Origin of the sequence: Peristeroidobacter soli (assembly GCF_004138485.1) — a bacterium.
GTDB classification, from domain to species: domain Bacteria; phylum Pseudomonadota; class Gammaproteobacteria; order Steroidobacterales; family Steroidobacteraceae; genus Steroidobacter; species Steroidobacter soli.
Genome location: NZ_RYEV01000011.1, coordinates 54,616 through 79,318 on the forward strand (window position 1 = coordinate 54,616; position 24,703 = coordinate 79,318).

At 63.2% G+C, this 24,703-nt stretch carries 21 protein-coding genes and 1 pseudogene; 10 read left to right on the forward strand and 12 right to left on the reverse strand.

Features of this window, described 5'->3' with window-relative positions:
• Window positions 1-191: 191 nt before the first annotated feature.
• Window positions 192-1,252: pseudogene (locus EKO19_RS36305) on the forward strand (phosphotransferase).
• Between the two features lie 251 nt (window positions 1,253-1,503).
• Here EKO19_RS36305 and EKO19_RS36310 read toward each other — a convergent pair.
• Complete coding sequence (locus EKO19_RS36310) at window positions 1,504-2,580, reverse strand: serine hydrolase domain-containing protein (RefSeq protein ID WP_157995603.1); 1,077 nt, start codon at window positions 2,578-2,580, stop codon at window positions 1,504-1,506.
• Between the two features lie 161 nt (window positions 2,581-2,741).
• On the opposite strand from EKO19_RS36310, the gene EKO19_RS36315 reads away from it, so the two are divergent.
• Together EKO19_RS36315 and EKO19_RS36320 are read left to right on the forward strand one after the other, a co-directional pair.
• Window positions 2,742-3,203 carry a DUF5946 family protein gene (locus tag EKO19_RS36315; protein WP_246039031.1) on the forward strand — a complete coding sequence of 154 codons (462 nt, stop codon included), beginning with the start codon at window positions 2,742-2,744 and terminating at the stop codon, window positions 3,201-3,203.
• Between the two features lie 153 nt (window positions 3,204-3,356).
• On the forward strand, window positions 3,357-3,755 hold the full coding sequence (locus tag EKO19_RS36320; protein ID WP_217705823.1) for an EthD family reductase: 399 nt from the start codon (window positions 3,357-3,359) through the stop codon (window positions 3,753-3,755).
• 109 nt (window positions 3,756-3,864) lie between these two features.
• Here EKO19_RS36320 and EKO19_RS36325 read toward each other — a convergent pair whose 3' ends face one another.
• From EKO19_RS36325 to ompR, 3 genes are all read right to left on the reverse strand, one after another.
• Window positions 3,865-4,623, reverse strand: a complete 759-nt coding sequence (locus EKO19_RS36325) for an N-acyl homoserine lactonase family protein (RefSeq protein ID WP_217705824.1) — start codon at window positions 4,621-4,623, stop codon at window positions 3,865-3,867.
• A 277-nt stretch (window positions 4,624-4,900) separates the two neighbouring features.
• Window positions 4,901-6,163, reverse strand: coding sequence for an ATP-binding protein (locus EKO19_RS36330; RefSeq protein ID WP_175597327.1), 1,263 nt, complete (start codon window positions 6,161-6,163; stop codon window positions 4,901-4,903).
• Window positions 6,160-6,879, reverse strand: coding sequence for an osmolarity response regulator transcription factor OmpR (gene ompR / locus EKO19_RS36335; RefSeq protein ID WP_129782340.1), 720 nt, complete (start codon window positions 6,877-6,879; stop codon window positions 6,160-6,162). The genes EKO19_RS36330 and ompR overlap by 4 nt, the downstream gene beginning before the upstream one ends.
• A gap of 28 nt (window positions 6,880-6,907) precedes the next feature.
• Here ompR and EKO19_RS36340 point away from each other — a divergent pair, with 28 nt between their 5' ends.
• From EKO19_RS36340 to EKO19_RS36350, 3 genes are all read left to right on the forward strand, one after another.
• A complete protein-coding gene (locus EKO19_RS36340; protein ID WP_129782341.1) occupies window positions 6,908-7,537 on the forward strand; it encodes a hypothetical protein in 630 nt (209 codons plus the stop codon).
• A gap of 106 nt (window positions 7,538-7,643) precedes the next feature.
• Window positions 7,644-9,125: a S41 family peptidase gene (locus tag EKO19_RS36345; protein WP_157995604.1), complete on the forward strand. Its 1,482-nt coding sequence runs from the start codon at window positions 7,644-7,646 to the stop codon at window positions 9,123-9,125.
• A gap of 151 nt (window positions 9,126-9,276) precedes the next feature.
• Complete coding sequence (locus tag EKO19_RS36350) at window positions 9,277-10,026, forward strand: hypothetical protein (protein ID WP_129782343.1); 750 nt, start codon at window positions 9,277-9,279, stop codon at window positions 10,024-10,026.
• A 12-nt stretch (window positions 10,027-10,038) separates the two neighbouring features.
• On the opposite strand, the gene EKO19_RS36355 is transcribed toward EKO19_RS36350, so the two are convergent.
• From EKO19_RS36355 to EKO19_RS36380, 6 genes are all read right to left on the reverse strand, one after another.
• A complete protein-coding gene (locus EKO19_RS36355) occupies window positions 10,039-10,974 on the reverse strand; it encodes an alpha/beta hydrolase family protein (protein WP_129782344.1) in 936 nt (311 codons plus the stop codon).
• A 96-nt stretch (window positions 10,975-11,070) separates the two neighbouring features.
• Window positions 11,071-14,043, reverse strand: a complete 2,973-nt coding sequence (locus EKO19_RS36360; RefSeq protein ID WP_129782345.1) for a TonB-dependent receptor domain-containing protein — start codon at window positions 14,041-14,043, stop codon at window positions 11,071-11,073.
• A gap of 23 nt (window positions 14,044-14,066) precedes the next feature.
• Window positions 14,067-14,585, reverse strand: coding sequence for a hypothetical protein (locus EKO19_RS36365; RefSeq protein WP_129782346.1), 519 nt, complete (start codon window positions 14,583-14,585; stop codon window positions 14,067-14,069).
• Window positions 14,586-15,172: 587 nt separating this feature from the next.
• Complete coding sequence (locus tag EKO19_RS36370; RefSeq protein WP_157995606.1) at window positions 15,173-15,664, reverse strand: alpha/beta fold hydrolase; 492 nt, start codon at window positions 15,662-15,664, stop codon at window positions 15,173-15,175.
• A gap of 86 nt (window positions 15,665-15,750) precedes the next feature.
• The gene (locus EKO19_RS36375) at window positions 15,751-17,124 is read right to left on the reverse strand and encodes a sensor histidine kinase (RefSeq protein WP_246039041.1); all 1,374 of its coding nucleotides are present in this window, start codon (window positions 17,122-17,124) and stop codon (window positions 15,751-15,753) included.
• Window positions 17,124-17,840, reverse strand: coding sequence for a response regulator (locus tag EKO19_RS36380; protein ID WP_129782349.1), 717 nt, complete (start codon window positions 17,838-17,840; stop codon window positions 17,124-17,126). The genes EKO19_RS36375 and EKO19_RS36380 overlap by 1 nt, the downstream gene beginning before the upstream one ends.
• Before the next feature lie 169 nt (window positions 17,841-18,009).
• Here EKO19_RS36380 and EKO19_RS36385 point away from each other — a divergent pair, with 169 nt between their 5' ends.
• Genes EKO19_RS36385 through EKO19_RS36400 form a run of 4 tightly spaced genes read left to right on the forward strand, consistent with a single transcriptional unit; the run spans window position 18,010 to window position 23,043 of the window.
• Window positions 18,010-18,804: a helix-turn-helix domain-containing protein gene (locus tag EKO19_RS36385; RefSeq protein WP_157995607.1), complete on the forward strand. Its 795-nt coding sequence runs from the start codon at window positions 18,010-18,012 to the stop codon at window positions 18,802-18,804.
• Window positions 18,801-20,804 (forward strand): outer membrane protein assembly factor BamB family protein, encoded by a 2,004-nt coding sequence (locus EKO19_RS36390; RefSeq protein WP_129782351.1) that lies wholly within the window; start codon window positions 18,801-18,803, stop codon window positions 20,802-20,804. Before EKO19_RS36385 ends, EKO19_RS36390 begins: the two co-directional genes overlap by 4 nt.
• A gap of 56 nt (window positions 20,805-20,860) precedes the next feature.
• Window positions 20,861-21,547 (forward strand): GntR family transcriptional regulator, encoded by a 687-nt coding sequence (locus tag EKO19_RS36395; protein WP_129782352.1) that lies wholly within the window; start codon window positions 20,861-20,863, stop codon window positions 21,545-21,547.
• A gap of 5 nt (window positions 21,548-21,552) precedes the next feature.
• Window positions 21,553-23,043 carry a sulfatase-like hydrolase/transferase gene (locus tag EKO19_RS36400; RefSeq protein ID WP_157995608.1) on the forward strand — a complete coding sequence of 497 codons (1,491 nt, stop codon included), beginning with the start codon at window positions 21,553-21,555 and terminating at the stop codon, window positions 23,041-23,043.
• A gap of 103 nt (window positions 23,044-23,146) precedes the next feature.
• Here EKO19_RS36400 and EKO19_RS36405 read toward each other — a convergent pair whose 3' ends face one another.
• Together EKO19_RS36405 and EKO19_RS36410 are read right to left on the reverse strand one after the other, a co-directional pair.
• The gene (locus EKO19_RS36405) at window positions 23,147-24,157 is read right to left on the reverse strand and encodes a hypothetical protein (protein ID WP_129782354.1); all 1,011 of its coding nucleotides are present in this window, start codon (window positions 24,155-24,157) and stop codon (window positions 23,147-23,149) included.
• 169 nt (window positions 24,158-24,326) lie between these two features.
• A complete protein-coding gene (locus EKO19_RS36410) occupies window positions 24,327-24,698 on the reverse strand; it encodes a hypothetical protein (protein WP_129782355.1) in 372 nt (123 codons plus the stop codon).
• Window positions 24,699-24,703: the final 5 nt, after the last annotated feature.

Sequence of the window (24,703 nt, forward strand, 5' to 3'; positions counted from 1 at the left end):
ACTGATCGACAGCGATCTCACTGCCGCTGCTTATATCAGCCAGCCTGTGGCCGCGAGACGATCAATTCGCCCCACACAGGCGATGTGCGAAGGCGGGGGCATTGCCAATGTGACTATCGTTGAGGCGCTGTGACGCGGAGTACGTAACGGACCGATATGATCGAGTGCGATCGCTCACAGGCGAAGCCGCAATGAGCGCCGGGAATGTCGGCAGCTCGGCGGTTCGCGAAGGCTTCGAATTCGACGTGCCACGGCTGCACGCATGGATGTGCGACCATGTAGAGGACTATCAAGGCCCTCTACGTGTCGAACAGTTCGCCGGAGGGCAATCCACCCTACTTATCGACTGATCACCCCGGACCGCAATTACGTCCTGCGGCGCAAGCCGCCCGGGCAGCTGATCAAGGGCGCGCACGCGGTGGAGCGTGAAGCGCGCGTGCTGAGGGCGCTCGCGAGCGTCGACTTTCCGGTCGCGAAGGTCCATGGACTGTGCACCGACGATTCGGTCATCGGTACTTGGTTCTACGTGATGGAGATGGTCGAGGGGCGTATCTTCTGGGATACCGCGCTCCCGCAAGTCGATCGCAGCCAGCGGGCCGCCTGTTTCGATGCCATGAATGCGACTATCGCTCGCCTGCACGGGCTGGACCACGAGACATTGGGACTGCGCGATTACGGACGGCCGGGCAACTATTTCGCGCGGCAGATTACCCGCTGGAGCCGACAGTACCAGAATGATGACGCTGCCGGTCGCGATCCGAACCTCGATCGGCTCGTCGAATGGTTGCCCGCGAATATTCCATCCGGAGAACAGACATGCCTGGTGCACGGTGACTTTCGGGTCGACAACCTGATCTTTCATCCCACCGAGCCACGGGTGCTCGCCGTGCTCGACTGGGAGCTATCGACTCTCGGTCATCCCCTCGCCGATTTCACTTACCACTCGATGATGTATCGCATGCCGCCGCACATCGTCACGGGGCTCGCGGGCAGGGATCTCGGCGCATTGGGACTTCCCACGGAATCGGACTACGTCGCTGCGTACTGCCGGCGTACCGGGCGAGCTGCCATCGCCGACTATGGGTTCTACATGGCATTCAACTTTTTCCGCCTGGCAGCGATCATCCACGGGATCAAGGGACGAATGATCCGCGGTACCGCGTCCTCTGCTCAGGCGAAGCGGCGCGTCGAGGTGCTGCCGGAGCTTGCGGCCCTGGCGTGGCGGCAGGCCAGCGGTTCAGAGCCTGTGTGATGGCTCGGTACGTGATCGTGGAGGAGACGGAGAGCGTGTCGTTCGCAAAATTCGATCCTGCCCTCGGTCGCGTAATGTCCATGTATGGACTCCAGATGCAAGCCTTCTACTGCCGCGTCGGGCCTGGGCGGTAACGATTGACAAAATGAGCTGTTGCGGGGAGGGCGGCACTATCGGACTTCAGTGCCGCCCCTTGCTTCAACGCGAGTTGCGATCAGCGCGTCATCCTAAACCGCAGGTGGTTTCCAGCCTCACTGCCGTGCGATCGCGTCCTCGATGAGAGGTTTCAGCGTCCGCTCGATCTCCGTGCCGAGACCCCGGTCGGAGCGCAGGTCGTCCAGTTGCATCCCTAAGATCGCGTAGTAGCCGGCGGTACGGTCGAGCCACGGTGTGAAGCCAAACACGCCGGGTGAGGAGATACTCGTGCAACCGGTCGCGGGCGTGGGGCATTCGAGCCAGGCTGTGAGGCCGTAGCGGGCTTCGCTACGAGGCGAAGTGCCGATGACGGCGTTCGGGTACGGCTCGATCGACTGAGTGTCGAAGATGCTCGCCGCCAGCAGCTGCGATCCTTGCCACCGGCCTTTGTCGAAGACGAAATGCAGCACGCGCTCGTAGTCGTTCATCGAAGCGCGCATGCCGCCGGCGAGTAGCGGGTTGGTCGGCCGCGTATCGCGCCCCTGACGGGGCGCGGCGTAGTAAGCAAATTCCGGAGCCAACTGCAGGGGCTTGTGAAGCTGCTCGGCGAAGATGTCGTTCCAGTCGCTGCCCACTGCGACTTCAGCCATGAGACCGGCGACGTGCAGGTGCGTGCTGCCGTAATCGAACCGGCTGCCCGGCGCACCGAGCAGGTCGCGCTGGCGGATCTGCTCCACGCAGTCGACAAGCGCGATGTCGGGCTGGTACGTGCAGGCATGTTCCGGCTCGAGGCCGGATGTAAACGAGAGCAGATGACGCAGCGTGATCTCGCCCTTCGTGCCGGTCCAGCCCAGCAGCTCGCCGGTCGTGGAGTCGAGCGACAGATAGCCCGCATCGATGAGCCTGAATATCGTGACGCCGGAAACGAGTTTGGACGCCGAAGCGATCGGCACGCGCCGATCGGCGGAGAAGTCGCCATACATGCGCTCGAACACCTTGGTGCCCTCGCGATCGTACACAGCGAGACCCATCGGCACTTGGTGTGTCGTATAAGCAGCGCGAGCTGCATTGTCCACCTCCACGAATGCGGCGGGAACGGAAGGCTCCGACGGCGAGTTGTCGTCGCTGCCGCATGCGGCGAGCAACAAGATCGAAGATGTGAGTAACAGGCGACTCGCGGAGAAATTCTGCATCGATGAAACCATCCAAGTGTTGAACGAGCTGCATAGAACGCGAGGGCGAGCAGTACGTTGACTGCGCGTCACGGTCACGGCGCAACTCGCAGCAATCCTGCAATATTTGCTACTCGTGTGCGGTGATTCGATCACGACAGTTCGACGGTAAGGGGCTCGGGATGTCTGGCGCATGTCATGAATGTGGAGCGACGCTCCCGGAAGGCGGAACGTGTCGCGATCTCTTCCATGCGCTCTTGCTGCTGGAATCGCAGATGCGCGGTGGGCCCGGAGAAACATCGCATTTTCTGGCCGTCAGCGGCTACGTCCTGCAGCATCCGGAGGGAATGAATTACACCGCGGAGGCGCTTGCCGGGTCGCGCCGCTGCGTGGCCGACCGCCTTGCGGGGATCGTCACGATGGAACAGATCCGCAACGACGTGCGACGTGCGGTGGACGGTTCGAAGCGGGTGACTCGACGCAGCGGCGATCCAATCATCCGGTGGCAAGTCTCGGCTTGGCCCATGAATGTCGCGCACGTGTTGGCCGGCGGCGCGGAGGGCTATGCCAGCCGCGTCGAAGCGTGGGCGCGTTCGATCGTTCTGGCTTTGGATCAGGCGGGCGCTGATGCGGCTCGGCGCTGACTCCAGCGACGCAATCGGCTCGATGCGGGCACGATCGGCCGAACAAATGCGACGGTCGCGCGGGCTCGGAGCGGGGGCCACGCTTCGCGCGCGGAATAGAATGGCTCGGCGAGAAGTGCAACACGCAACCTTCACCATACATGGGACTCGGAAATGGATCGCAGAACTGCTATCTCGATGGTGGGGCTCGGCCTGGCTGCGACAGGGACCAGCGTCGCCGAAACCACTCCGTCCAGCGGCGGAATCAAATTGGTGATGCTCTACGGTCATCCACCGGACCCGGCAGAATTCGACAAATACTACCTTGGCGTACACATGCCGTTGGTCGCCGCCATCAAAGGTTTCCGACGAATGGAGGCGGCCAAATGTTTGCCGCAGGCCGATGGCTCACCGCCCGCGTTCTACAGAACCTTCGAGATGTGGTTCGATAGTCCCGAACATATGGCCGCGGTGCTCGCCACACCCGAAGGAATGAAGGTGCGAGCCGACGTTGCCAATTTCACCACCGGAACGACCGTCACACGACTCGTTTGCAAATTGGATCGATGGTGAGACAGGCCGAGTCCATCGCTGGAGCGCACGCCTGCGGCAGGGCCGGCGTGCTCGATGAGCAGACCGATTCGCCTCCAATGGCGACGCTCGATCGGGCTAAGTAATGGCTTTACTGTGCGTATGCCGGGAAGGCGGGCAGCTTGCGGATGTCCGCCTCCTCGTGCTGAATCACGACGAGGGCACGCAGATTCTTGGCGATGCCTTTGAATCGATCCAGCGAGGCGAGTGACTCCGAGCGGTCGGTGTTGAAGATGGGCACGCCGTTGGCTGCGTAGTTCTCCTCGAAGTGCGCCACGTCGCCTGACAATAGAACGTAACCTTGCCTCGGCAACTTTACCAACAAGCCGTGGTGCCCCGGCGTGTGCCCCGGCAAGTCGAGCATCACGACGCTCTGATCGCCAAACACATCTTTGTCGCCCGTGACTTCTTCCAGCTTGCCTGCGCCCGTGAGCCAATGGGCGAGCGGCTTCGCTCGCGCGCTGCCCGGCACTCGAAGCGCAGTGATATCGCCTTTGCCCATCAGCAGCGTTGCCTGCGGGAACAGCGCCGCCTGGCCGGTGTGGTCGTAGTGATAGTGGCTGATGCCTATGATCTCGATCTGCTTCGGATCGATGCCGAGCTTGTTCAGCTGCTGCGGCAACGCCTGGCTCAGACTCTCACCCGTCGCGCCTGGGCCTCGCAACGGCTTGCCGAGTGCATCCGTCGAGATGCCGGTGTCCCAAAGCATGTACCGCTCACCGTGCTTGATGAGATAGCAGCTCGCGGCTAGCTGCTTAGACTTGCCGACGTACGCGTAGGTGTCGGAGAAGATGTTCAGGTCATCCTCCTGAATCACACCGCAGTCCAGACGCCACAGCTGAATCGTCATCGGCGGTTCGGCCGGCGCCGCGGCGGAGAAGAAGAGCAGGATTGCGGCAAGCGATTTTGCGAATCTCGGGCGCATCAGTGAAACCGGTAGCTTTCGAGTATGTAGCGAATGATAGCCGGAACTATCGTCCTCCGGCGATTCCATGACGTCACCTGTCCCGGGTCGTCGGAACCGTTGTTTCTCGTGCTCTCTCGTCGACTTAACTTCCGCTCCGACGGTGCTAATAAAAAATATCGTTTCGCACAGGAAAACTTCAATCTGGCGAATCCCATCGTCGTCAGGTTCCACGCAACCGTAACATGGCACACAGGCCACTCGGCGTGTTCGGTATCAGCCGCAACTCGCCGCCGTGCTGATGAGCCACGCGATCGACGATGGGCAACCCAAGGCCGCTGCCGCCGTGCTTTAGGCTGCGCGCAAAGGGTTGTCGCACACGGTCGGCCTCCTCGGGCGACAGGCCCGCGCCCTGGTCGCACACTTCGATTGTCCACGAGTCTTGCGTCCGAGTCAGACACAAGCTGAACGGCGGCGCGCCATGACGCTGGGCATTGGCGAGCAAGTTGCTGACAGCGCGCAGCAGCGCCATCGGTCGGCCGTGCATCGACGCGGTATCTGGCGCAAAGATGATCCAGTCGCCATTTGCTGCGGTCACGGCGTTGCGGCAGATGTCCGCCAGATTCACTGCTTCGCTGGCCTCGTCGCGACCGTCGCGAGCATAGTCGATGAACTGCGTGAGGATGGCGTCGATCTCCTCGACGTCGCGGCCAATGCCGGCGCGCAGCTCCGGGTCGGTGTCCGGCAACAGCTCGATGGCGTATTGCAGTCGTGTCAGTGGGGTTCGCAGATCATGTGAGATGCCGGCCAGCATCATCGAACGATCCTCGGCCGCGTTGCGTACTTCCTCGCTGGCAGCTGCCAGAGCCTGCGCGAGTTCCGCGACCTCGCGAGACGAGGCGGCGAGCCCCGCGGGCGGAGGCTCTCCACGACTGATGCGAGGTGCTGCTTGCGCGAGTTGTCGCAGCGGCAGGACCAGCCGTCGCGCGTAATATGCAGCCGCGAGCCACACGAGCGGTACGCTGCCAGCCAGCAGCAGTACGGAGAACCGACGTACTAGCTTGCCTGCCCTTGGATATCCCAAGGACATCCAGACGGGCGGAGTCGTATCCAGTTCGAACCAGATCGCTTGCGTGCCGTCGGCCTGCCCCATTTGTATGACCCGCTGTTCCTCCGATCGCTGCTGGGCCTGATCGATGATCTCTCGCATGAACGGTCCAAGGCGCTGCGTGGATCGTTCCGGCGGCGTTTCGCTGACCTGCAGTCCCGCTTCACGCAACGTTTCCAGCATTCGTGCGCGCGGCTGGTGCCTGTCCAGTTCTTCGATTACATCGGCGAACCCATCTATGGCGCGCAGTAATTGCGCGGCGGCAGGACGCGTGACCAGTTCACGGCCGAGCAGCACCGCTAGCATCGCCGCGCCAATCAGCGTAAATGCAATCACGAGCGCCAGCTGAGCGAAAACTCCGCGCGATAGGGGAGTCATGGCGCTTCTCCCGGCGGCACGTACACGTAGCCCGTGCCCCATACCGTTTGAATCAGGCGTGGATTGCGCAGATCTTCTTCGAGCAGCCGTCTCAGCCGCGCGATCGTGACGTCGATACTGCGCTCGAACGCATCATGTTCGCGGCCGTGTGCCAGACTCATCAGCCTGTCGCGGCTGAGCGGCTGGCGCGGATAACGCAACAGCGCTGCGAGCACGGAGAATTCGCCGGAGGTCAGCCGCACGTGTTGGCCATTGCGCAGCAGCTGGCGCGTACCCAGGTCGAGCTGAAATTCTCCGAAACGAATTTCGCCGCCTTCGGGTTTGGGCGCACCGGGCACCGGCCGCGTCCTGCGCAGGACCGCCTTGATGCGCGCGACGAGCTCACGAGGATTGACCGGCTTCGGCAGATAATCATCGGCGCCGATCTCCAGGCCGACGATACGGTCGATCTCGTCGCCCTTTGCGGTCAACATGACGATCGGCGTGACATCGCCCTGGCCACGCAGCCGGCGACAGACCTGCAGCCCGTCTTCTTCCGGCAGCATCAGATCCAACACGATCAGATCGTAATGGCCGCGGTCCATTTGCTGCCGCATCTGGATGGCATCCGCGGCGCCTTTGGCTTCGAAGCCCTGCGACTGCAAATAGCGCAGCAGCAGTTCGCGCAGCCGCGCATCGTCGTCGACCAGCAGGATTCGTGCGGCCACATCGTTCATGCGATCACTATCGCGATTGCGAGCGGCCATGGCAAACGGCGCGGGCGGCAAATTTGTAAATAAATGTTTCGGCGGCCCAAGCTCGCAACAACTGCTGACAAAACGCTGCTGCGCATTCGCCACGGCCACCCTATCTTGTCTTTCACACCGGTTGCCCGAATTCAACGGCGAGTCGGTGCCGCCAAATCATCCAGCCCAAAGACTACTTATAGGGAGTGCATCGATGACCGCCTTCAAAGGTGTTCTTGTCGCAATGGTTGCGGTCGCGGCGATGGGCGCCGCAGGCCCGGTAGCAGCCCAGGCTCGAGAGCGACAGCTGACCGAGGAGCAGCGAGCCCAGATCGAGGCACGGCTCGCGGAAGTTCGCAAACGCCTCGATCTATCGGCCGAGCAGGAAGCGAAACTCGAGCCCATCCTCCGCGACAGCTTTGCAAAAAGGCTCGCCCTGCTGGATTCGTATGGACTGAGCCGGGACGGCGCAGAGCGGCCGAGCTTGCGACAGATGCAAGCCCTGGGCGGCGAAATGGCTGATATCAGGGAAGCCACGGAGAAGCAGGTCGCGACCGTGCTCGATCAACGCCAGATGGCCGAGTTCAGGAAGATTCAGGATGAAATGCGTGAGCAGATTCGGGCGCGCATCCGAGAGCGGAAGCGGTAGAGCGGGAATGCCAGTCGTGACAGCAAGCACACAAACTCATCTCGCGCCGGCGCTCGCAAGGTTCGTGCTCGCGAGCTGTTGCATGCTGGCGCCCGTTTGTTTCTCCGTGGCCAAGGCCGCATCGGATCAAGGGGAGGAGACAAACGGGGCCGAATGGAGCGACAGCAGATGGCTCGACGATCTGGCGACGCTCAAGGCCGAGCTCGAAGCGAGCTATCCGAACTTGCTGTGGAAAGCGTCGCACGAGAGTGACGTGGATCTGCCGGCGCTCGCATCGGCCGCCGAGAGCGCGATCCGGCGCGCGACCACCGATGAGGAAGCGTTCGAGGCAATCGCTGCGCTGATCGACGGCATCGGCGACGGTCATCTCTACGTCGCCGACGTGGAACGTTCCGCGGATCAGCCCCCGAGCGAGGCCAGGGAGCTTTTCCATGATGCGGCTTCCGCCTGCGCCTCGATCGGTTACATCGATTTCGACGGCGACGCCTATTCGCTCCCCTTCGAAGCGGCGGGGAGCTTCGAGCTGATTCGCGGCACTCCGGCATCGGGTTTCAGGACGGGCATCGTCACAACGGCGTCGGGACCGAAAATCGCGGTGCTGCGCGTTGCCTCCTTCCTATCCGTCAATCTCGTGGAGGCCTGCGAGGCATCCTTCATGAAGGTCTCGGTGCAGGCCGGGCGTGGGGGCGGACGTGCAGACTGGCCGCGCTGGTGTTCGGCGAATTGCCTGACCCGGCTCAGAGACGAAACCATTGCCCGGAGCATCGCCTTCCTACGGCGGGATCTGGAGGTGGCGTGGCATCGGGGCGCCCGGATGTTGCTCGTCGACCTCGGCCAGAATCCCGGCGGCGAAGGTTGGGCCTGGGATCTGGCGCAATCGCTCGCACGAACCCCGCTCGACGCCCCGGTGCTCGGCGTCGTCGCGGACGGCCGCCTCGATCGGTATCTCTCTATCGAGACCGATGAGCTGCACGAAACGGCACACGACGCCCGCAACGACCTGGCAACTCGCGAGGCGGCGCTTGCCGCCCACGACGCGCTGCTGCAGTTTCGTGTCGATGCGACGAGCAGCGAGCCGTGCGACCTGTCATGGGCTTGGACGGAGAAGCGAGCGTGGTCGGTGGATGCCTTCTGGCAATGCGGCCGCGTCGCTCGCCTGCCGTTCGACGCCAGCGGCGAACTGCTACTCGACGGGAGGGTGATCGCTCCTGGAAAGGGAGTACTGCGGCGACTCGAGATTGCCGTCGATAAGATCGGATGGCGCGGCTCCTTGGGCGTCTATGTCGATCGCGACAGCGCGTCCGCGGCCGAGCTTTTCGCGGGATATCTTCAGGACTCCAATGCCGCGGTCGTCATCGGCGAGCAGACGCTCGGCGCCGGTTGCGGCTTCATCGGCTATCAAAGATCGAACATCGTGCTGCCGGCCTCCGGCTTGAAGGTCGTCGTGCCTGATTGCGTCATCCTCAGAAAAGATGGGAGCAACAGCGCCGCAGGCGTGCGTCCCGACATATCTATCGACAGGTCTTATGCGGAGAATCCTGCATTGTTTGCTGCCCGCGTCGTCAAGGCGGCCGCCCCGAGGCGTTGATCGGCGCCGTGCCGGGTTGCGATGCGGTTGCCGCTGACGCGCAACGCGTTCGAATCGCGACAAACTTGTCACTCCTAGCCCAAGATCTCTGCAATCTAATCTATCGCACGAACGACGACCGACCGGTCGTCGAGATGGAACGCAGAGACTTATGAACAGCAAGTGGTTTCGCTCCCTGATCGCAATTGCCTTCACAGTTCCCGCGGCCGCGGCAGACACAGAGCGGGAGACGGCGCTCGAAGCCATGCCGGCACAGCTCGAAACGCGGTTCGCGCTGAGCGCACTGCCGCCGGCCTTGCGCGAGCAGGCAACGGTCTATCTGCTCGATCCCAAGTCAGGATATCGCCTCACCCGGCAGGGAACCAATGGCCTGGCCTGTCTGGTCGAGCGGACCGCTTGGGAACTGGCGGATTTCCGGAACGACATCTACATCCCGCTGTGCTACGACGCCGCGGGCGTTGACGCCCATTTCAAAGTGCTCAGGGATACCGCCACTCTGCGCGCGCAGGGATTCGGCCCCGCCGCCCTCAAGGCCGAAATCGAGAAGCGCTATCAGAATAAAACATACCGTGCGCCCCAGAAGCCCGGTCTGTCCTACATGATCGCACCGATCATGCGCACGATCGGACCGCCGGATTTGCAGGTGCGCACCATGGCGATGCCGCACTTGATGTTCTACGCGCCGTTCGTCACCAACGAAGACATCGGTGCGCAGCCCAACCTCGCCGATCCCTCCAGCCTTGCCTGGCCTTTCATCGACCGCCAGGGCAATGCCGAGCAGAGCTACATGATCCAGATGATCGGCGAAGCCGAGAAGGCCCAGATCCTGACGCGCGAAAAGGCGCTCGTCGATGCGCTCTGCGCCTATCGTGCGGTGCTGTGCCTGACGCACACGCACTGATCCGCTTCCGGCTCAAAGATGTTGCCGGAACCATTGCGAGATCCGGGCCCGCAACGGATCGCCCGACGGAGAATCGGCCCAAGCGTGCGCCACGTCGGGAACCAGCGCGAGCTGCAGGCGGGAGGGGGCGGCAGCGCGCTCGTATAGAGGTAGCAGCGAATCGTAAAGATCGCTGGCGGTCCGCGGCGGCAGCATCTGGTCACGCTCGCCATGAATGATCAACAAGGCCGGTGGCGGGTTTCCCGCAGTGATGTCCGCAGCCCGTTTCACTGCATCGGAGCGGTCGGCCAGCGCCCTCGACGCAGGTGTCCAAATATATGGCTGCTGCACGGCTCGTTCGAACGCGGCAACGCTTGCGGACAGGCCCGTAGAAGCGTTGAGCGTGACGGCGGCTTTGATGTTCACTTTCCTGTCGGCGAGTGCCAGCAGCGTCGATGCGCCACCGGCGGAGAAGCCGAACAGACCCACTCCATCCTGCGGGTCGAGACAACCTGCGTCGCCAAGAGCGTGCACGACGTTTGCCAACTCCTCGGCTGCGCCCATCACGACAGGTGCAAAGACGAGCGTGCCCACATCCTTCTTCTGTCGCTCGGCGATCTCATCCATGCCGCGGGCATGCATCCTTGCACCGAACATCGGCAGGCCGAGATAGACCTTGATTGCGGGCACATCATCGAGCGGCAATGCCGTCATGAGCGCCTGCTCGCTGGCCGGAGGCCCGAATCCGTGCCAAAGGATGATCGGCGGCAGCGTCGTCTTCATCGGCAGGCGCACGATGGCCGGCACATCCGCCAGCGTGGTCTCGATCGTTCGCTGCTCGCTGCGCGAGGCTCTGCAGTTCAACGGCGATGCAGTGACGGAGGCGGCATTCGACGCGTGCGCCGTGGTCCAGCAAGCACAGCACCACAGCCCGATCAGAATTTTCCGCAACACTATCGTTCGATTCATTGGCGACGCGCTCTTAAGTAGAAGCGGCCCTCCTCCCGGCGGCGGGAGGAGGGCCGATGAGGGGACGATTTGCAGCCCGCCACCTCGAAGTAACACTCAGAAATCGATAGTTACCAGTCCGAAGATCTGACGTCCCATCGCGTCGTACACCTGCGGCCAGGTGTTGCCGTTACATGGACCGGTCGGGCAACTGGTCGAGCCATTCAACGGCGGATCCTTGTCGAGCAGGTTGTTCACGCCCAGGCGCAGCGTATAGCGATCCGCCAGCGTCATCGAGCCGATGAGATCGAAATAACTGCGGCTACCCAGGCGCGAGTCGGTGGGCAGCTTACCGTCCACCTGCCCGAGGAACGACAGGAACTCATTGCTGTCCTCGGCATCGCGCTTTACTTCGTCGAAATACCGCCAGCTCAGTGTCACGTCGATGCCCGCCCACGGTGTGCGCCAGGTCGCATCGAATTTGTGACGCCATTCGGGCGCCGGCACGAGACACACCGAGCCGTAGAGTCCCGCGCAGTCATAGGTGACGCCTTGCTGCGGCGTGAACTCCAGCGAATCGAGGAGCGTGCCGACGAAATCCAAGCCGAGCCGCCCGGCGGCGCCGATGTCGAACGCGTAGGACACGTCGAAGTCGATGCCCGAGGTGCTGATCTCGCCGATGTTCTCGAATGTATCCATCACGTAACCGTCCACCGACTGCCACAGCGAACCGTCGCCGTCACGCCGGATGCGGCCGCAAGTCACCGGATCGCCGGTACGCGCGCACATGAGCAACGTGAAATCGGCATTGGGATTCTGAATGGCGTCCTCGATGTTGATTTCGAAGTAGTCGATGTTGACACGCAGTCCGGGCACGGCCTGCGGCTGGAACGCCAGGCCGAAGGAGACCGTGTCCGCCGTTTCCGGCTGCAGGTCGGGATTGCCGCCGATCAGGCCGTTGTACTGGGACGAGGAATTGTTCTGGATGTTGCCGTACTGAGCCGCGGTCACGCCGGTCCTTGCACATTGCTCGAACGATGCGCCCGGCAATTCGCCGGCGGCGACATCGCTAGCGCAGATGTCGATCGTTCCATCCAGGCCCACTGCCTGCACGCCATACAACTCCGTGATATTGGGCACTCGCACCGAACGCTGATAGCTGGCACGAGCGCGGATATCGCGGATCGGCGACCACTCCAGGCCCATCTTGTACGTGTCGGTGCTGAAGTCGAGATCGTAGTCGGAGTACCGATAACCCGCCTCGGCAGACAGGCTGTGTGCGAACGACTTGCCTTGGATCAAAGGCATCCGTGCTTCGGCGAAGATGTCACGTGACGTGTAGCTGCCCTGCACTGGCGTGGTCGGCCCGCCCTGGCCGGCGCCGTCGCCGGCTTGCAGTGGCAGATCCGGCGTGAGCTCCGATTCCTCCTGACGCCATTCCACGCCGAAGTTCATGATCAGGCCCGAATCGGCGGAGGGCAGCTTGACGCCGTAGCCGGTGAGATCGCCAGTCACTGACGCGTTCAGGATGCGCTCGGTGTTCGTGCCGCGCGAGACCAGCGGGATCTGCAGATATGCGATCTGCTCCGGCGTGACCCCGTTCAGCTGGAACGGATTGTACGGAACGCAGGCGGGATCGATGCCGTTGATGGCCGAACGGCATACCACATTGCCGTTCGCATCGCGCACAACGTCGAGCGAGCGAGCAATGCGAGTGATCGAAAAATCGTTGGTCTGCAGCGACGACAGCTCCGTCTGGCCGAACTGGCCGAAGGCATCGTACGACCACGCATCGCTCAGTTCGCCGCGCATGCCGACCACGGCGCGGAAGGCCTCGTGCGAGATGTCACTTTGCCGCGGCCCGCCCTCGACGTTGCGCTTGCCGATTCTCAGGTTGACGGTATCGGTGGAGTCCGGCGCCGTCGACAGGCCGAACTGCTGGCAGAACACTTGCTGCTCGTCGGCGGTGAAATAGGGATGGTTGCAGGGCACGGCGAATTCCTGATTGAAGATGCCGCTGGGCGCGATCTGCGCCACCGAGCGGTCCTTCATGAACATGAACTCGCTGTACACCTCCTGCGACTCGCTCATGTTCAGGTTCATGAACAGCCCGGCCGTATAGCGCTCGTCCGGACGCTGATAGAAATTCAGCGGTTGGAAATTGTAGGCGTCGGTGGCTCCGGCATAGCGCCGCAGTCCGCCGGTGTTGGCATCCAATATCATGTTGTCGGCCAGCTCGCCGGTGAGCGGACTGCGAACCTGCATACGCGTCGGGGTGGTGGTGGAGGAGCCGCCGCAGGTGAACAGATCGCCGGAACTGAAATTACATGCGCTGTAGTCGAAATCTCTCTGCAATACCGCATCGACGTCGCGGTAGGTCGCATAGAAGGTGGCATTGCCGCGGTCATCGGCGAAGTTCGATCCCATCACGAACGAGAAATCGCGCGTATAGCCCGTCGTCACGTTGTCGTCCGGCAGGGCGTAGCCCTTGGCACGCACGATATCCGCAACGGGATTGTCGTTCTTATGCTGGTTGAAGCTGTAGTTGCCTTCGATCTTCACGCCCTCGAAACGAGTGTTCATGATGAAGTTCACGACGCCCGCAACCGCATCGGCGCCGTACACGGATGAGGCGCCGCCGGTCAGCACTTCCACGCGCTCGATCAGCGAGCGCGGAATCTGGTTGAGGTCGGGCGCGCCGGAATTCACGCCCGGTGAGCTATCCGGATTGCCGGGCATGAGGCGCCGGCCGTTGATGAGCACCAGCGTGCGCTTGGCGTTCAGGCCGCGCAGGTCGACCGTTGCAGTGCCGGTCGAGCCGTTGGAGATGCTCGAGCCCTGGGCCGCCATTGCTTGCGGCAGCTGATTGAGGATGTCCTCGACGCGCACCTTGCCCGTGACCTGGATGTCTTCGGAGCTGATGGCCGTGACCGGACTGATGCTGGTCATGTTTGGTGTCGAGATGCGCGAGCCGGTGACGACGACTTCCTGTATGGATTCGTCCGCGGCTAGGACCGCAGGCGCAGCGAGCGCGGCCAAGCTGGCCGATAGCACGCCACGCACTGCCATTGAGATCGCAGTGCTGTTCATGTCGATGAGTTCTCCCGGATGTTTTAGTTTGCGAGCAGCCGACGCCCGAAGCGGTGCGCCGTTAGTGAAATCGGCAAGCCCACGCAGACCATGTGGATGAGCAGGCCCTCGAGAACCTGCGCCGGCGGTGGGCTTTGGATGGGACTTGCGGAGAGCGGCACGACGACGTACGTCATGACCACGAAGACGACGATGCCGTACGCGGCGCCGGCCACGAGAAAATGACGAATCAGGAACTCAAGGCGACGGCTGGCCAGCACGAACACCAATGCGATCATGCTCATGATCATGTAATGCAGCAGCACTCCAAACCAGGCGGTCACGACGTCACCGGAAAAGGCGTACGTGCCTAGCAGTCCGCTTGCGATGCTCTGCAGGACGCGCATCGCTGGAACGTCGCGCAGTGCCCAGACGATGATCGCGGCAAGAATGTCCATGGTGCCCGCGACAGCCGTGCCCACGAACACCGGACGCGCCAACGAATCGGATCCGCAGTCCGGCACGTCCACCGACGTTTGCTCCAATACCTTTCCATCCGCCATCGCGCTTTGTTCCCTGGGGTGTAGCGAAGGCGCAGATGGTTCACCATCGTAGTGACTCGCGTGCGCATGTTTGGCTGATGATCAGCGCGGTTGGGTAAGTTACTCGCGCGGGATCTTGGCAACTCTCGCTGTCGACGATCATGTTCTATTCATTGCGCCTCACTGTGGTGCAACTGTCGCGATCGGCACGCATCAGGCGCACTGGTAGCGCGCGTCGATGGAAACATAACTCAGCAAACAAATGACAAGCGTGGCTGTCGGAATGTGACGAACTTTGAACGGATGATAATCGGCAGCTGTAGTCAGCGATCAGGCATGACAGAGGAAGTACTGCGCCGTGCGCGTGTGGCTCGAGAATCGAGCTTACAAACAATCGCTCCGTTGAACGGCCGAAACAGCCTCATGGCGGCCTCCAATCGTTGCCAAGTCCCGTTCGCCCGCGCCTGCGGTCAAGGACGCTTGGGTTACTGGCTTCGGGCCGCGAGGTCTTCGATGAAATCGACGAGCAGCGTGTGGAATCGATCGGGTTGGTCGATGAAGACCGCATGGCCTGCGTCCTCGACGATCTCGAAGCGCGCGTCCTCGATCTATCTGGACATCTCGCGCTGAGCCTCGATCTCGCTCGAATCCGCGGCGGCAATGATCAATGCAGGCCGATTGAAGCGCGCCAGGGTCGGACGGCGGTCGTGTTTGGCGACGGCAGCGGCGGCGCCACTGCCGATGGCGGAGTCCACGAGCACATAGCCGAGGATCGATTCGCCACCGAAGGCTGCGGCGTAAGCGGCCACGTCCTGCACGCCTTGTGACCAGCCGACCAGCACGATATTGGCGAGCCGGAGAGAACGAATGACTTCGTGCAAGTCCTTCGCGCGCTGTTCCGGCGTATTGGATTTGACAGTGATTGTCGAGTCGCCCTGAGATCTCGGGTCGATAGAAACGACGCGGGCCCGTGAGGCAAGAGCCGTCATCTGGTCGCGCCAGACGGCAGTGGAGGTGGACCAGCCCGGGACGAACAGGACGGTCGTCGTTGCGCGGGGGACGCCGCCTTCGACGTAATGAATTCGAACCCCGTCTCCCACATCGACATCGCCAGTACGTGAGGAGGACTGCGTCTGCGCGAGCGATAACGTCGAGCATCCCAGGCAGAAAGTCCAAAGCAATGTTTTCAATATGCGGGCAGCCGTGGCTGAGAGAAAAACAGCGGCAGGCGCACGGCAACACGCGCTCCACCCGTTGGGGCATCGGTGATGGCGATCGTGCCGCCATGCGCCTCCACGAGATTGCGGGCCACTGCAAGACCGAGGCCCGCGCCGCCGGTTTGCCGGTTGCGCGAAGCTTCGAGCCGTACGAAAGGCTCGAGCATGGCTTCGCGCTGCTCCGGAGGAATGCCCGCGCCCGCATCGTCGATCGTCAGCAACATCGTGCGCTCGGCGCTCACCACTTGGACATGAGCGACCTGGCCGTACTTCAAAGCATTCTCGATGAGATTGGCGACCACGCGCCGCAGCGCGAGCCGATCGCCGAGCACAGCGGCATCTGCATCTTTCAGCGCCATTTCCAGATCGACCGCCTGGCCGGCGGCGCGCCGGTCGTCGACTTCCGCCCGCACGATCTGATGGAACTCCACGAGCTCCTCGTCCAGCTCGTTGGCGCCGGCGCGGCTGGCAAGGAGCGCATCGTCGAGCAGCTTGATCATGTCGGCGATATCCGCGATGGCTCGATCGCGCTCGAGGCCCGCGGGCATGTGATCGATGCGCAGGCGCAGGCGAGTCGCGAACGTTCGCACGTCGTGCGAGATCCCGCCGATCATGCCCATGCGCGCGCGTAACAGATGCGACAAACGATCCTGCAGACGGTTGAACGCCCTGATGAGCGCCCGTACTTCCGGCGCGCCGGAGCGCTCTTCGGGCAACAGCACGGGCGAGCCAGCGAGATCGGTACGATCGACCGCCGCGGACAGGCGCATGAGAGGCTTCGTCTCCCGATGCATGATGATGAGCGCGATCAGTCCGATCAGCGAACCGAGCAGACCCGACACGAATCCGACCGGCAGCCCGAAAATATTGGCCACCGAGAGGCTGCGGGCCTCGATGATCAATGTCTCGCCGGTGAGCAGCCCGACGCGTATTTCCAGGTCGACCGGAACAATGAAGGACCGTCCCGAGATGCCTCGCGGTTGGCCGCTCTCACTGGCAAGCACCACGCTGACGGGGCGTTCTCCAAGCGCAGCCAGATGATCTTGCAAGCCGCGCGCGTTGAGTCGCGTTACGAGCTGACGGGAAGTCGTGGCGATGTGCATCCCGGATTCGATTCGGGCTTGGAAGATTTGCGAACGCAGCGCGCGCAGTAGCAGTGTCCGCTCATCGCCACTCGTGCGCTCGACCAGCTCGACCACTGCGGCCACCTGGCCGGGCAACGGCCGCGGATCGCCTTGGTCCGCGTTCGCCGACAAATAGAAGAGAGCGATCGACCCGATCCAGGCCGCGGTCAGGCTCAGCACGACGATCAGGCCGGTGCGAGCCGCAAAGGTCAGTCGCATCACGTCAGCAGCCTCACGTGGGCGGTGAACAGATAGCCGCCGTTGCGCACGGTGGCGATCAAGTTGGAGCCCGGGCTCGCCGCTTCGAGCTTGCGCCGCAGGCGCGATATCAAGGTATCGATGGTTCGATCGAAAGGGTCGGTGGCGCGGCCGCGCGCCGAATCGAGAATCTGATCGCGGGTCAGCACACGGCGCGGCCGCTGCACCAGGCAGGCGAGGATGTCGAACTCGCCGCTCGTCAGTTTGACCGTCGCCATGCGCTCATCGAGCAGTTGCCGGGCGTCGAGGTCGATGACGAAGTTGCCGAACGCGAAGCGCCGGTCGCGCTGCTTGGCGGGAGGCATGTGGCTCCTGCGCAAAGCCGCCCGTACTCGCGCCAGCAGCTCGCGTGGTCCGAACGGTTTGACCAGGTAGTCGTCGGCGCCCATTTCGAGTCCCACCACTCGGTCGATCTCCGCGCTCTTGGCGGTGAGCATCAGAATAGGCAACGTGTCCTGCGCGCGCAGCCGCCTGCAGATCGACAGCCCGTCCTCACCGGGCAGCATCAGGTCCAATATCACCAAATCCGGCCGCATGCGCGCCAGGATCGCGTCCATTGCCGGCGCATCCGCGGCGGCTTCGACCACGAAACCTTCCTGGCGCATGAGGTCGCTGATCAGCTGCCTGATCTCGGGGTCGTCCTCGACGATCAGCAGATTCGCGGCGTTGGAAGTCATATCAGAGCCTTGTACGAGTACCTCGGTCGAGTATCAAGGACTGCAGGGCGGTTATCGACAAATCGCCGTGAGCGGTCGACATATCGACACAAAACGTCGCGGCCCGGTAAACCGGCGCCGCACTGGCTCGTGCAATCTGCGGCGAACCAGGGTTGCCGGGAACGTCCTCGTGAGCCAGCAAACGAACCCCGAGAGCATCGTCGCTCAGCATTTCGCAAGTCGCGCCGTGGCCGCCGCGCGCCCCCAGATCCGCCCGCCTCGGGATCGGAAATTCGTGGAAGCCGTCGCTCGCGGCATGTCGATACTGCAGGCATTCGGCCAGCGCGGCGGCCCGCTGAGCAATTCCGACCTGCATGAGCTGACCGGCTTGTCGAAACCCACCGTGACGCGTCTGACGCATACGCTGGTGGTGCTCGGTTATCTGCGGCGTACGAAGAACAATCGCTGCCTGCTGAGCCCGGGCTTGATGACGCTCGTGCGGCCGCTCAGCGATGCGGCCGCTGCACGACTACCTGTCGTCGGTCTCAATGCCGTCGCGTGCGCCGGGCCCTGGTGTATCGCGGTGGTAGAGCCGGCCAACGATACATTGGTGGTCACCGGGAGCTTCAGCAGTTACCAGGCCGGCACGCCGGCTTGTCCCATCGGCACACGGCTCGATCTGTCCCTCACGTCGGCCGGCCACGCCTTTCTCGCGTCCCTGCCGCTCGATGCAAGTCACATTCATATGAACGATCCGGACTGCCCGAAGATTGAAATTATCGGCGCGGCGCGCGCGCAGTTGCTTGCCAAAGGTTTCTGCTTCGAGGCCAACGGCTGGCGCCGCGGCGTTGCGACCGTTGCCGTGCCCGTGCCCGGGCAGCTGTTCGCGCGGCGCGTGGTCATGGGCGCCGCCAGCGACGAGCCCACGACGCGGGAGCGATTGACCAAGGAACTTGTGCCTGCGATCAAGAGCCTCTTCTCATGAACCAAGCGAATGACCTGAGAAATTGTTGGCGCGTTGTCGTGATGGCCATCGCGCTGCTGGCGCGCATGCGTTGCACAGTGAGGCTCGCTGCTTGTTTCGTGGCCGTGCTCGTGGCATGTGCTCAACCGCAGCTGGCGGGTGCGAGCACGACAGTTCGTGCTCCGATCAGGACAGCCGCGGCGTCCCCGCAGCCGCGGCCCGCCGAGCATTCCGGCAAGACAATCTACGACAAGAACTGCGCGGCCTGTCACGACAACGCCGCGGCGACCCGGGCACCGGGACTCGATACGCTCAAGGGGATGCGTCGCGAAGCCATTTCCTACGCGCTCACGCAGGGAAGAATGCAGGTGCAGGCATCGCAGCTGACGGCGGACGAGCGCGCGGCGGTGATCGATTTTCTCGCCGGGAAGGCGCCGACACAGGATGATTGGAGTGCGCCGATGTCTTGCGGGCCGGAACGGGGGCGCATGAATCTGGACGCTCCGCCCACCATCGCGGGCTTCGGGTTCGATCCGCGCAATCACCGTCGTTTGAGCGCGGCGCAGGGCGGGCTTGCGACCACGGATTTCCGCAAGCTCGAGCTTGCCTGGGTGATGGCATTTCCCAAGGCCACCTCCATGCGGTCTCAGCCCGCGGTCGTCGGCACGAATCTGTTTCTGGCCGTGGCCGACTCGTCCCAGCTGTTCGCGATCGACATCGCAGGACCTCCCTGTGTGCGCTGGGTCTATCGGCACGACGCTCCGTTGCGCACCAGCGTTGCGTTCGGCGAGTTGACCGCAGCCAAGCGCAAGGTTCTGGTGTTCGGCGACATCGCCGCCAACGTTCACATGGTGGATGCCGCCACGGGCGAGCGCATCTGGATGCAGCATGTGGGATTGCATCGGCTGTCGCTGACGACCGGCACGCCTGTTCTTCACGCGGATCGCGTCTACGTACCGATCTCACAGTACGAGATCATGCTGGGGGCGAATCGCGATCACGAGTGTTGCAAGACGCATGGCGCGGTGACGGCGCTCGATGCCCGCACCGGTGCGAAGATCTGGACCACGCACACGATGCAAGAAGCACGGCCCGTGCGTGATCGTGGCGACGGCAAAATGATCTGGGGCCCTTCGGGAGCGCCGATCTGGACATCGCCGGCAATCGACGCGAAGCGCGGCGTGCTGTATGTCGGTACCGGCGAGGCAACTTCGGAGCCGGCTGCGCCTACGACCGATGCGATTCTCGCGATCGATCTAGATGACGGCTCGATCCGCTGGAGCTTCCAGGCGACTGCCAATGACATCTTTCTCGCCGGGTGCGTGTTCGATCGCACCGCGCCGAACTGCCCGAAGAACGGCGTGTTTCGGGATGTGGATTTCGGCGCCTCCGTGGTGATTGCACAGCGCGCCGACGGTTCGGATCTGCTGCTGGCCGGTCAGAAGTCAGGAACGCTCTGGGCGCTCGATCCGGATCAACGCGGCAAGGTGCTGTGGCGGCGGGACTTCGGCGAGGGTTCGCCGCTCGGCGGCATACATTGGGGAATCGCAACGGACGGCGAGCGCGTCTTCGCCCCGATAAATTGGCCCTACGGCGTGGCGCGCGGCGCCGACGCGACCCAGCATCCCGGTCTGCACGCGGTGAAGGTGGAGACGGGCGAAGTGCTGTGGACATTCGAGTCCAAGGCAGATTGCAGCGGCGAGCGAGCTGAACGTATCCGAGCTTGCGCCAGCAGCATGGGGTTCTCCGCCGCGCCGGTAGTAATCGACGGCGCCGTCGTGCAAGGCGGCGTGGACGGGATGCTGCGCGCCTTCGACGCGAGAACCGGTGAAGTGCTGTTCGCGTTCGACACGGCACGCCCGTTTCAAACCATCAACGGCGTGCAGGGGCGCGGCGGATCGATCGACAACGCTTCTATCGTCGCGGCCAACGGCTATCTCTTGGTGAGCTCTGGCTATGGAATGTTCGGACAGATGCCCGGCAACGTGCTGCTGGCGTTCGTGCCGAAAGCATCGCGTTAGCGGCGGCCGTAGCAGTGCCGCGCGTATCGTCAGTCCCTGCACCGGGCGGTTCCGGAATGAATCGGCCAGGCCGAACCCTTCAGACACGGGTTCGCGAGAGCATCCTCCAGGCGATTCTCAGCGGCTCGATCCGTCCTGGACAGAGGCTGTCCATCCCGATGCTCGCGGACACGCTCGGCGTCAGCGCCACACCGGTTCGCGAGGCATTGAGCTCGCTGGCCGGCGATGGGATTCTGCATTTGTTTCCAGGGGGCGTGGTGATCGTTCCCGTGATCACGCGCGCGCAGCTGGAGCAATGGCTGTGGCTGCGTCGAGTCATCGAGTGCCGGTTGGTCGAGCGCGGGCTCGAGCGCAAGACGCCGGCCGATGCGGAGGCGATCGCAGACCTGGCGAGCAGCGTGGCGCGCAACCAGCTCGATCCAGCCCTTTGCGTGGAGATCGCCGCCGCCGTGGTCGACCGCATCGTCACGCTCGCCGATCTCCCAGTCATGGAGAACAATCTGCGCAGAGTGCGCGTTCGTTGCGCGGCCACGCTGGCCGACGGCCAGCGACATGCCGGCGCCGAAGCCTCGATCAGTTTCGCCACCGCCATCGCTCGGGCATTGCTTGCCGGGAACGACAGCGATGCGCGCATCAGTCATTGCCACTATCTCGACAGCACCGATGCCGCCGCGCACTCGATCATGGACGCTGCAGAGACGACATCCGGATTGGCCGACTCGACAATATGGAGTACCAGGTGAACCACGTGCGCGTCTTTGCTGATCTACGCATCATCGCCGCGGTTGCATCCTTTCTGCTGGGCAGTTGTACGCTGTCGCCGCCGCGGGCGTCCGATGCGACGCTCGAAGTCGCAGCTCGCCCCGGAAGACCGAATGTAATCGTCATTCTCGCTGACGACCTGGGCTACGCCGACATCTCCTCATATGGCGTCAAGCGGATCGCGACACCGAACATCGATCGTATCGGCGCGGAGGGCGTGACGTTCACGGATGCCTATGCAGCCGCACCGGTCTGCTCGCCTTCTCGCGCCGCGCTGATGACGGGCAGATATCCCGCTCGCTACGGATTCGAGTTCAACAACGGACCGCCGGCACGCGACGCTCGGGAAAACCTCGGCCTCGACGCCGGCGAGATCACGATCGCAGACGCGCTCAGGGGGCGGGGCTACCACACAGGCCTCGTGGGGAAATGGCATCTCGGCGCCAACGACGATTTCTATCCGACCAAGCGCGGTTTCGACGAGTTCGTCGGCTTTCTGGCCGGCGCCACCAATTACATCGACCCGCGGCTGCCTGGCGTGCATTACGCACAGCCGACGGGATCGAGTCTTGCGCCGACGCTGATCCGCGAGCGCAGTCCACAGTTGCGGATCATCGAGGGCGCCGATCGGACGGTGGTGAACAACGAGCACGAGTATCTGACAGAGTACTTCGCGCGCCGCGGCGTCGAGTACATCGAGCGCAATGCCAGGTCGGACGATCCGTACTTTCTGTATCTCGCCTTCAACGCGCCTCACGATCCACTGATCGTGACCCAGAAGTACTACGACCGTTTTGCGCACATCGCCGAGGAGGAGAACCGGATCTATGCCGCGATGGTCTCCGCTCTGGACGATGCGGTCGGCGAGATCCTCGATGCAGTGGCCCGTTCCGGGGAAGCGGAGGACACGATCGTCTATTTCATATCCGACAACGGGTGCGCTGCTTATCTGGGGCGCATCTGCGCTTGCGAGCCGCTGCGCGGGGGGAAGCTCAGTCATTACGAAGGCGGGATGCGCGTGCCGATGATGATGCGTTGGCCCGCACGGATCCAGGCAGGGCAGGTCGAGCGCCGCATGGTCTCGCTCATGGACCTGTTCCCGACCACGCTGATCGCCGGCGGCGGCGAGCTGCCGAAGGATCGCGTTTACGACGGCGTCGATCTGATGCCCTATCTCACCGCGCAGAGGGCGGGCAATCCGCACGAGTCGTTGATGTGGCGACGTTCGCCGCTCGTGTCGATTCGCCAGGGCGAGTGGAAGCTGTGGAAGAGTCTAACAGGCGAATTCACACTGCTGTTCAATCTGCAGACGGATCCGAACGAGACCACGAATCTTGCCGAGCGCGAGCCGGCCCGAGTGAAAGCGCTGGAAGAGGCGATCGCCGAGTGGGCGAAGGATCTGCAGGATCCGCGCTGGCCGTCGCAGCCGCTCAAGAGCTACTCGGTCTGCGGCACGCCTTTTACTCTGCCGATTTGAGCATCGTGCGGCTGCGCCGCGATTGCATCGAGTGGATCGATCGTTGAGGACCGGCCGACCGGAGCAAGGTGTTCCGGTCGCCGGTCGCCAGTTGCGGGTTGACTTACTGTGCAGAGCCCGTCAGCCAGGCTTTACGGATCAGGCGCCCACACGCGGACGAGGCAGCGCCAGCCCCTTGACTGAGGTCGGCGCGCGCCAGGATTCCGTAGTAGGTTCTCGAGGAGTCGATCCAGGGATAAAAGCCCGCCAGCCCGGGGCTGCTATACGCGGGATCTCCGCCGCCGGCCAGCCACTGCGGATCGCTCTCGACCCAGTGTCCGATCGAGTATTGCAAGGCTTCGTTGCTCGGAGAGTCCATGGCGCTCGCGCAATTCACTCGGCCACTGACGGGATCTGTCGGACCCGTGTAGGTGCACACGGCATGAGAGCCAAGCGCGCCGCCGGACAGCAGTAGCGTACCGTTGAGGATCTTGCGCAGGAACTTCGCATAATCGGCGGCGCTGGACTTGCCGCCGCCGGCGAGATCGGTGCGGGAATAAGTGAAGGTCCAGTCGTTGCCCAGATAGTTATGGATCTCGGCCGCAAGTTGATCGGCGGTCTTGCCGGAGAGACCGAGATCCACCGCGGCATGTTTCTGGAAGTGACCCGACGCGTAGAAGAACTTGTCGATGGCGGCGGTATCGCGCGTGCTCATGCTCGAATGGCACGCACCAACAGTGAGCTGCAACAGGCAGGCTTTGGTGTCGGTGTAACCGTCGCGCATGCGCAGGGCGCGCAGGTCGTTGTCGTTGAGAATGCCGTTGCGACGCTGATAGACGTACGCGCCATAGACCCACTTGCTCGCGGAGTACACGTTCATCTGCGTTGTGGCTGTGGGTGGCGAGGAGCCGCGCGTGCCGCCCGCGAGCTTGGCATTGCGATCGCCGATCTCCCAGTAGAAGCTGGGTAGAGCGGTGCACGCCGCGTTGCTGGTTGCGGTCGTGGCCGCGGCCTGCGCTCGTTGCTGATTCGTCTGTGCGATGCTCGGCGGCGCGCCGCTGTAGAGCGCGATGCCCCAGGCGACCGCGGCTCCGAACGAGCCGCGTAGCTTCGTGAGTGCATGGTTGTCTTTCATGATCGATCCCCCTGATCCGCATCTGAGATGGCGGCGGACGCAGCTGCGGAGACTGCGTCACCGTTGGAAAGCTGGTATTCGCAGTGGCCTGGATCTCCCGGGCAATCGATCGTGAGGTCCGGCTCGGACGCTCCGGCACGTCCGAGTCGGATCGGAAGCTCGCGAGGCGTCAGGTTCTCTTGCCGGTGAAGGTGCCTTGCATGGCGTCCCCGAGCGAGACTTTGCCCTGGATCGTGTCGCCCTCGACGGTGCCGGTGTAGACGATCTCGTAGTCCATTCCCTGGGCGTTCACCTTGAAGCTCAGTTGCAGGTTCTTGCCTTTGATCGTGCCGCTCACCGGCGCCTCGCCGAACTGGCCCTGGTAGGTTCCGGTGACCGCCGAGCCGTTCTGCGCGAGATCGAAATGCGGTGTGCCGGTGCCCATCTGCGTCTCGACGGTGAGCTCCCATCGGCCCGCGACATTCACGTCGGCGGCCGACACGGCGCCCGGCAGGCAGGCGCAAGCGAGCAGGGCGATGAACGATCTACGCAGCGAATTCATGAATC

What these genes read in the sequence shown, in the direction of transcription:
- EKO19_RS36310 (WP_157995603.1), bottom strand. Translation starts at nt 2,580, where the DNA reads ATGCAGAATTTCTCCGCGAGTCGCCTGTTACTCACATCTTCGATCTTG.
- EKO19_RS36315 (WP_246039031.1), top strand. Translation starts at nt 2,742, where the DNA reads ATGTCTGGCGCATGTCATGAATGTGGAGCGACGCTCCCGGAAGGCGGA.
- EKO19_RS36320 (WP_217705823.1), top strand. Translation starts at nt 3,357, where the DNA reads ATGGATCGCAGAACTGCTATCTCGATGGTGGGGCTCGGCCTGGCTGCG.
- EKO19_RS36325 (WP_217705824.1), bottom strand. Translation starts at nt 4,623, where the DNA reads ATGACGATTCAGCTGTGGCGTCTGGACTGCGGTGTGATTCAGGAGGAT.
- EKO19_RS36330 (WP_175597327.1), bottom strand. Translation starts at nt 6,163, where the DNA reads ATGACTCCCCTATCGCGCGGAGTTTTCGCTCAGCTGGCGCTCGTGATT.
- ompR (WP_129782340.1), bottom strand. Translation starts at nt 6,879, where the DNA reads ATGAACGATGTGGCCGCACGAATCCTGCTGGTCGACGACGATGCGCGG.
- EKO19_RS36340 (WP_129782341.1), top strand. Translation starts at nt 6,908, where the DNA reads ATGGCAAACGGCGCGGGCGGCAAATTTGTAAATAAATGTTTCGGCGGC.
- EKO19_RS36350 (WP_129782343.1), top strand. Translation starts at nt 9,277, where the DNA reads ATGAACAGCAAGTGGTTTCGCTCCCTGATCGCAATTGCCTTCACAGTT.
- EKO19_RS36355 (WP_129782344.1), bottom strand. Translation starts at nt 10,974, where the DNA reads ATGAATCGAACGATAGTGTTGCGGAAAATTCTGATCGGGCTGTGGTGC.
- EKO19_RS36360 (WP_129782345.1), bottom strand. Translation starts at nt 14,043, where the DNA reads ATGAACAGCACTGCGATCTCAATGGCAGTGCGTGGCGTGCTATCGGCC.
- EKO19_RS36365 (WP_129782346.1), bottom strand. Translation starts at nt 14,585, where the DNA reads ATGGCGGATGGAAAGGTATTGGAGCAAACGTCGGTGGACGTGCCGGAC.
- EKO19_RS36375 (WP_246039041.1), bottom strand. Translation starts at nt 17,124, where the DNA reads ATGCGACTGACCTTTGCGGCTCGCACCGGCCTGATCGTCGTGCTGAGC.
- EKO19_RS36380 (WP_129782349.1), bottom strand. Translation starts at nt 17,840, where the DNA reads ATGACTTCCAACGCCGCGAATCTGCTGATCGTCGAGGACGACCCCGAG.
- EKO19_RS36390 (WP_129782351.1), top strand. Translation starts at nt 18,801, where the DNA reads ATGAACCAAGCGAATGACCTGAGAAATTGTTGGCGCGTTGTCGTGATG.
- EKO19_RS36395 (WP_129782352.1), top strand. Translation starts at nt 20,861, where the DNA reads ATGAATCGGCCAGGCCGAACCCTTCAGACACGGGTTCGCGAGAGCATC.
- EKO19_RS36405 (WP_129782354.1), bottom strand. Translation starts at nt 24,157, where the DNA reads ATGAAAGACAACCATGCACTCACGAAGCTACGCGGCTCGTTCGGAGCC.
- EKO19_RS36410 (WP_129782355.1), bottom strand. Translation starts at nt 24,698, where the DNA reads ATGAATTCGCTGCGTAGATCGTTCATCGCCCTGCTCGCTTGCGCCTGC.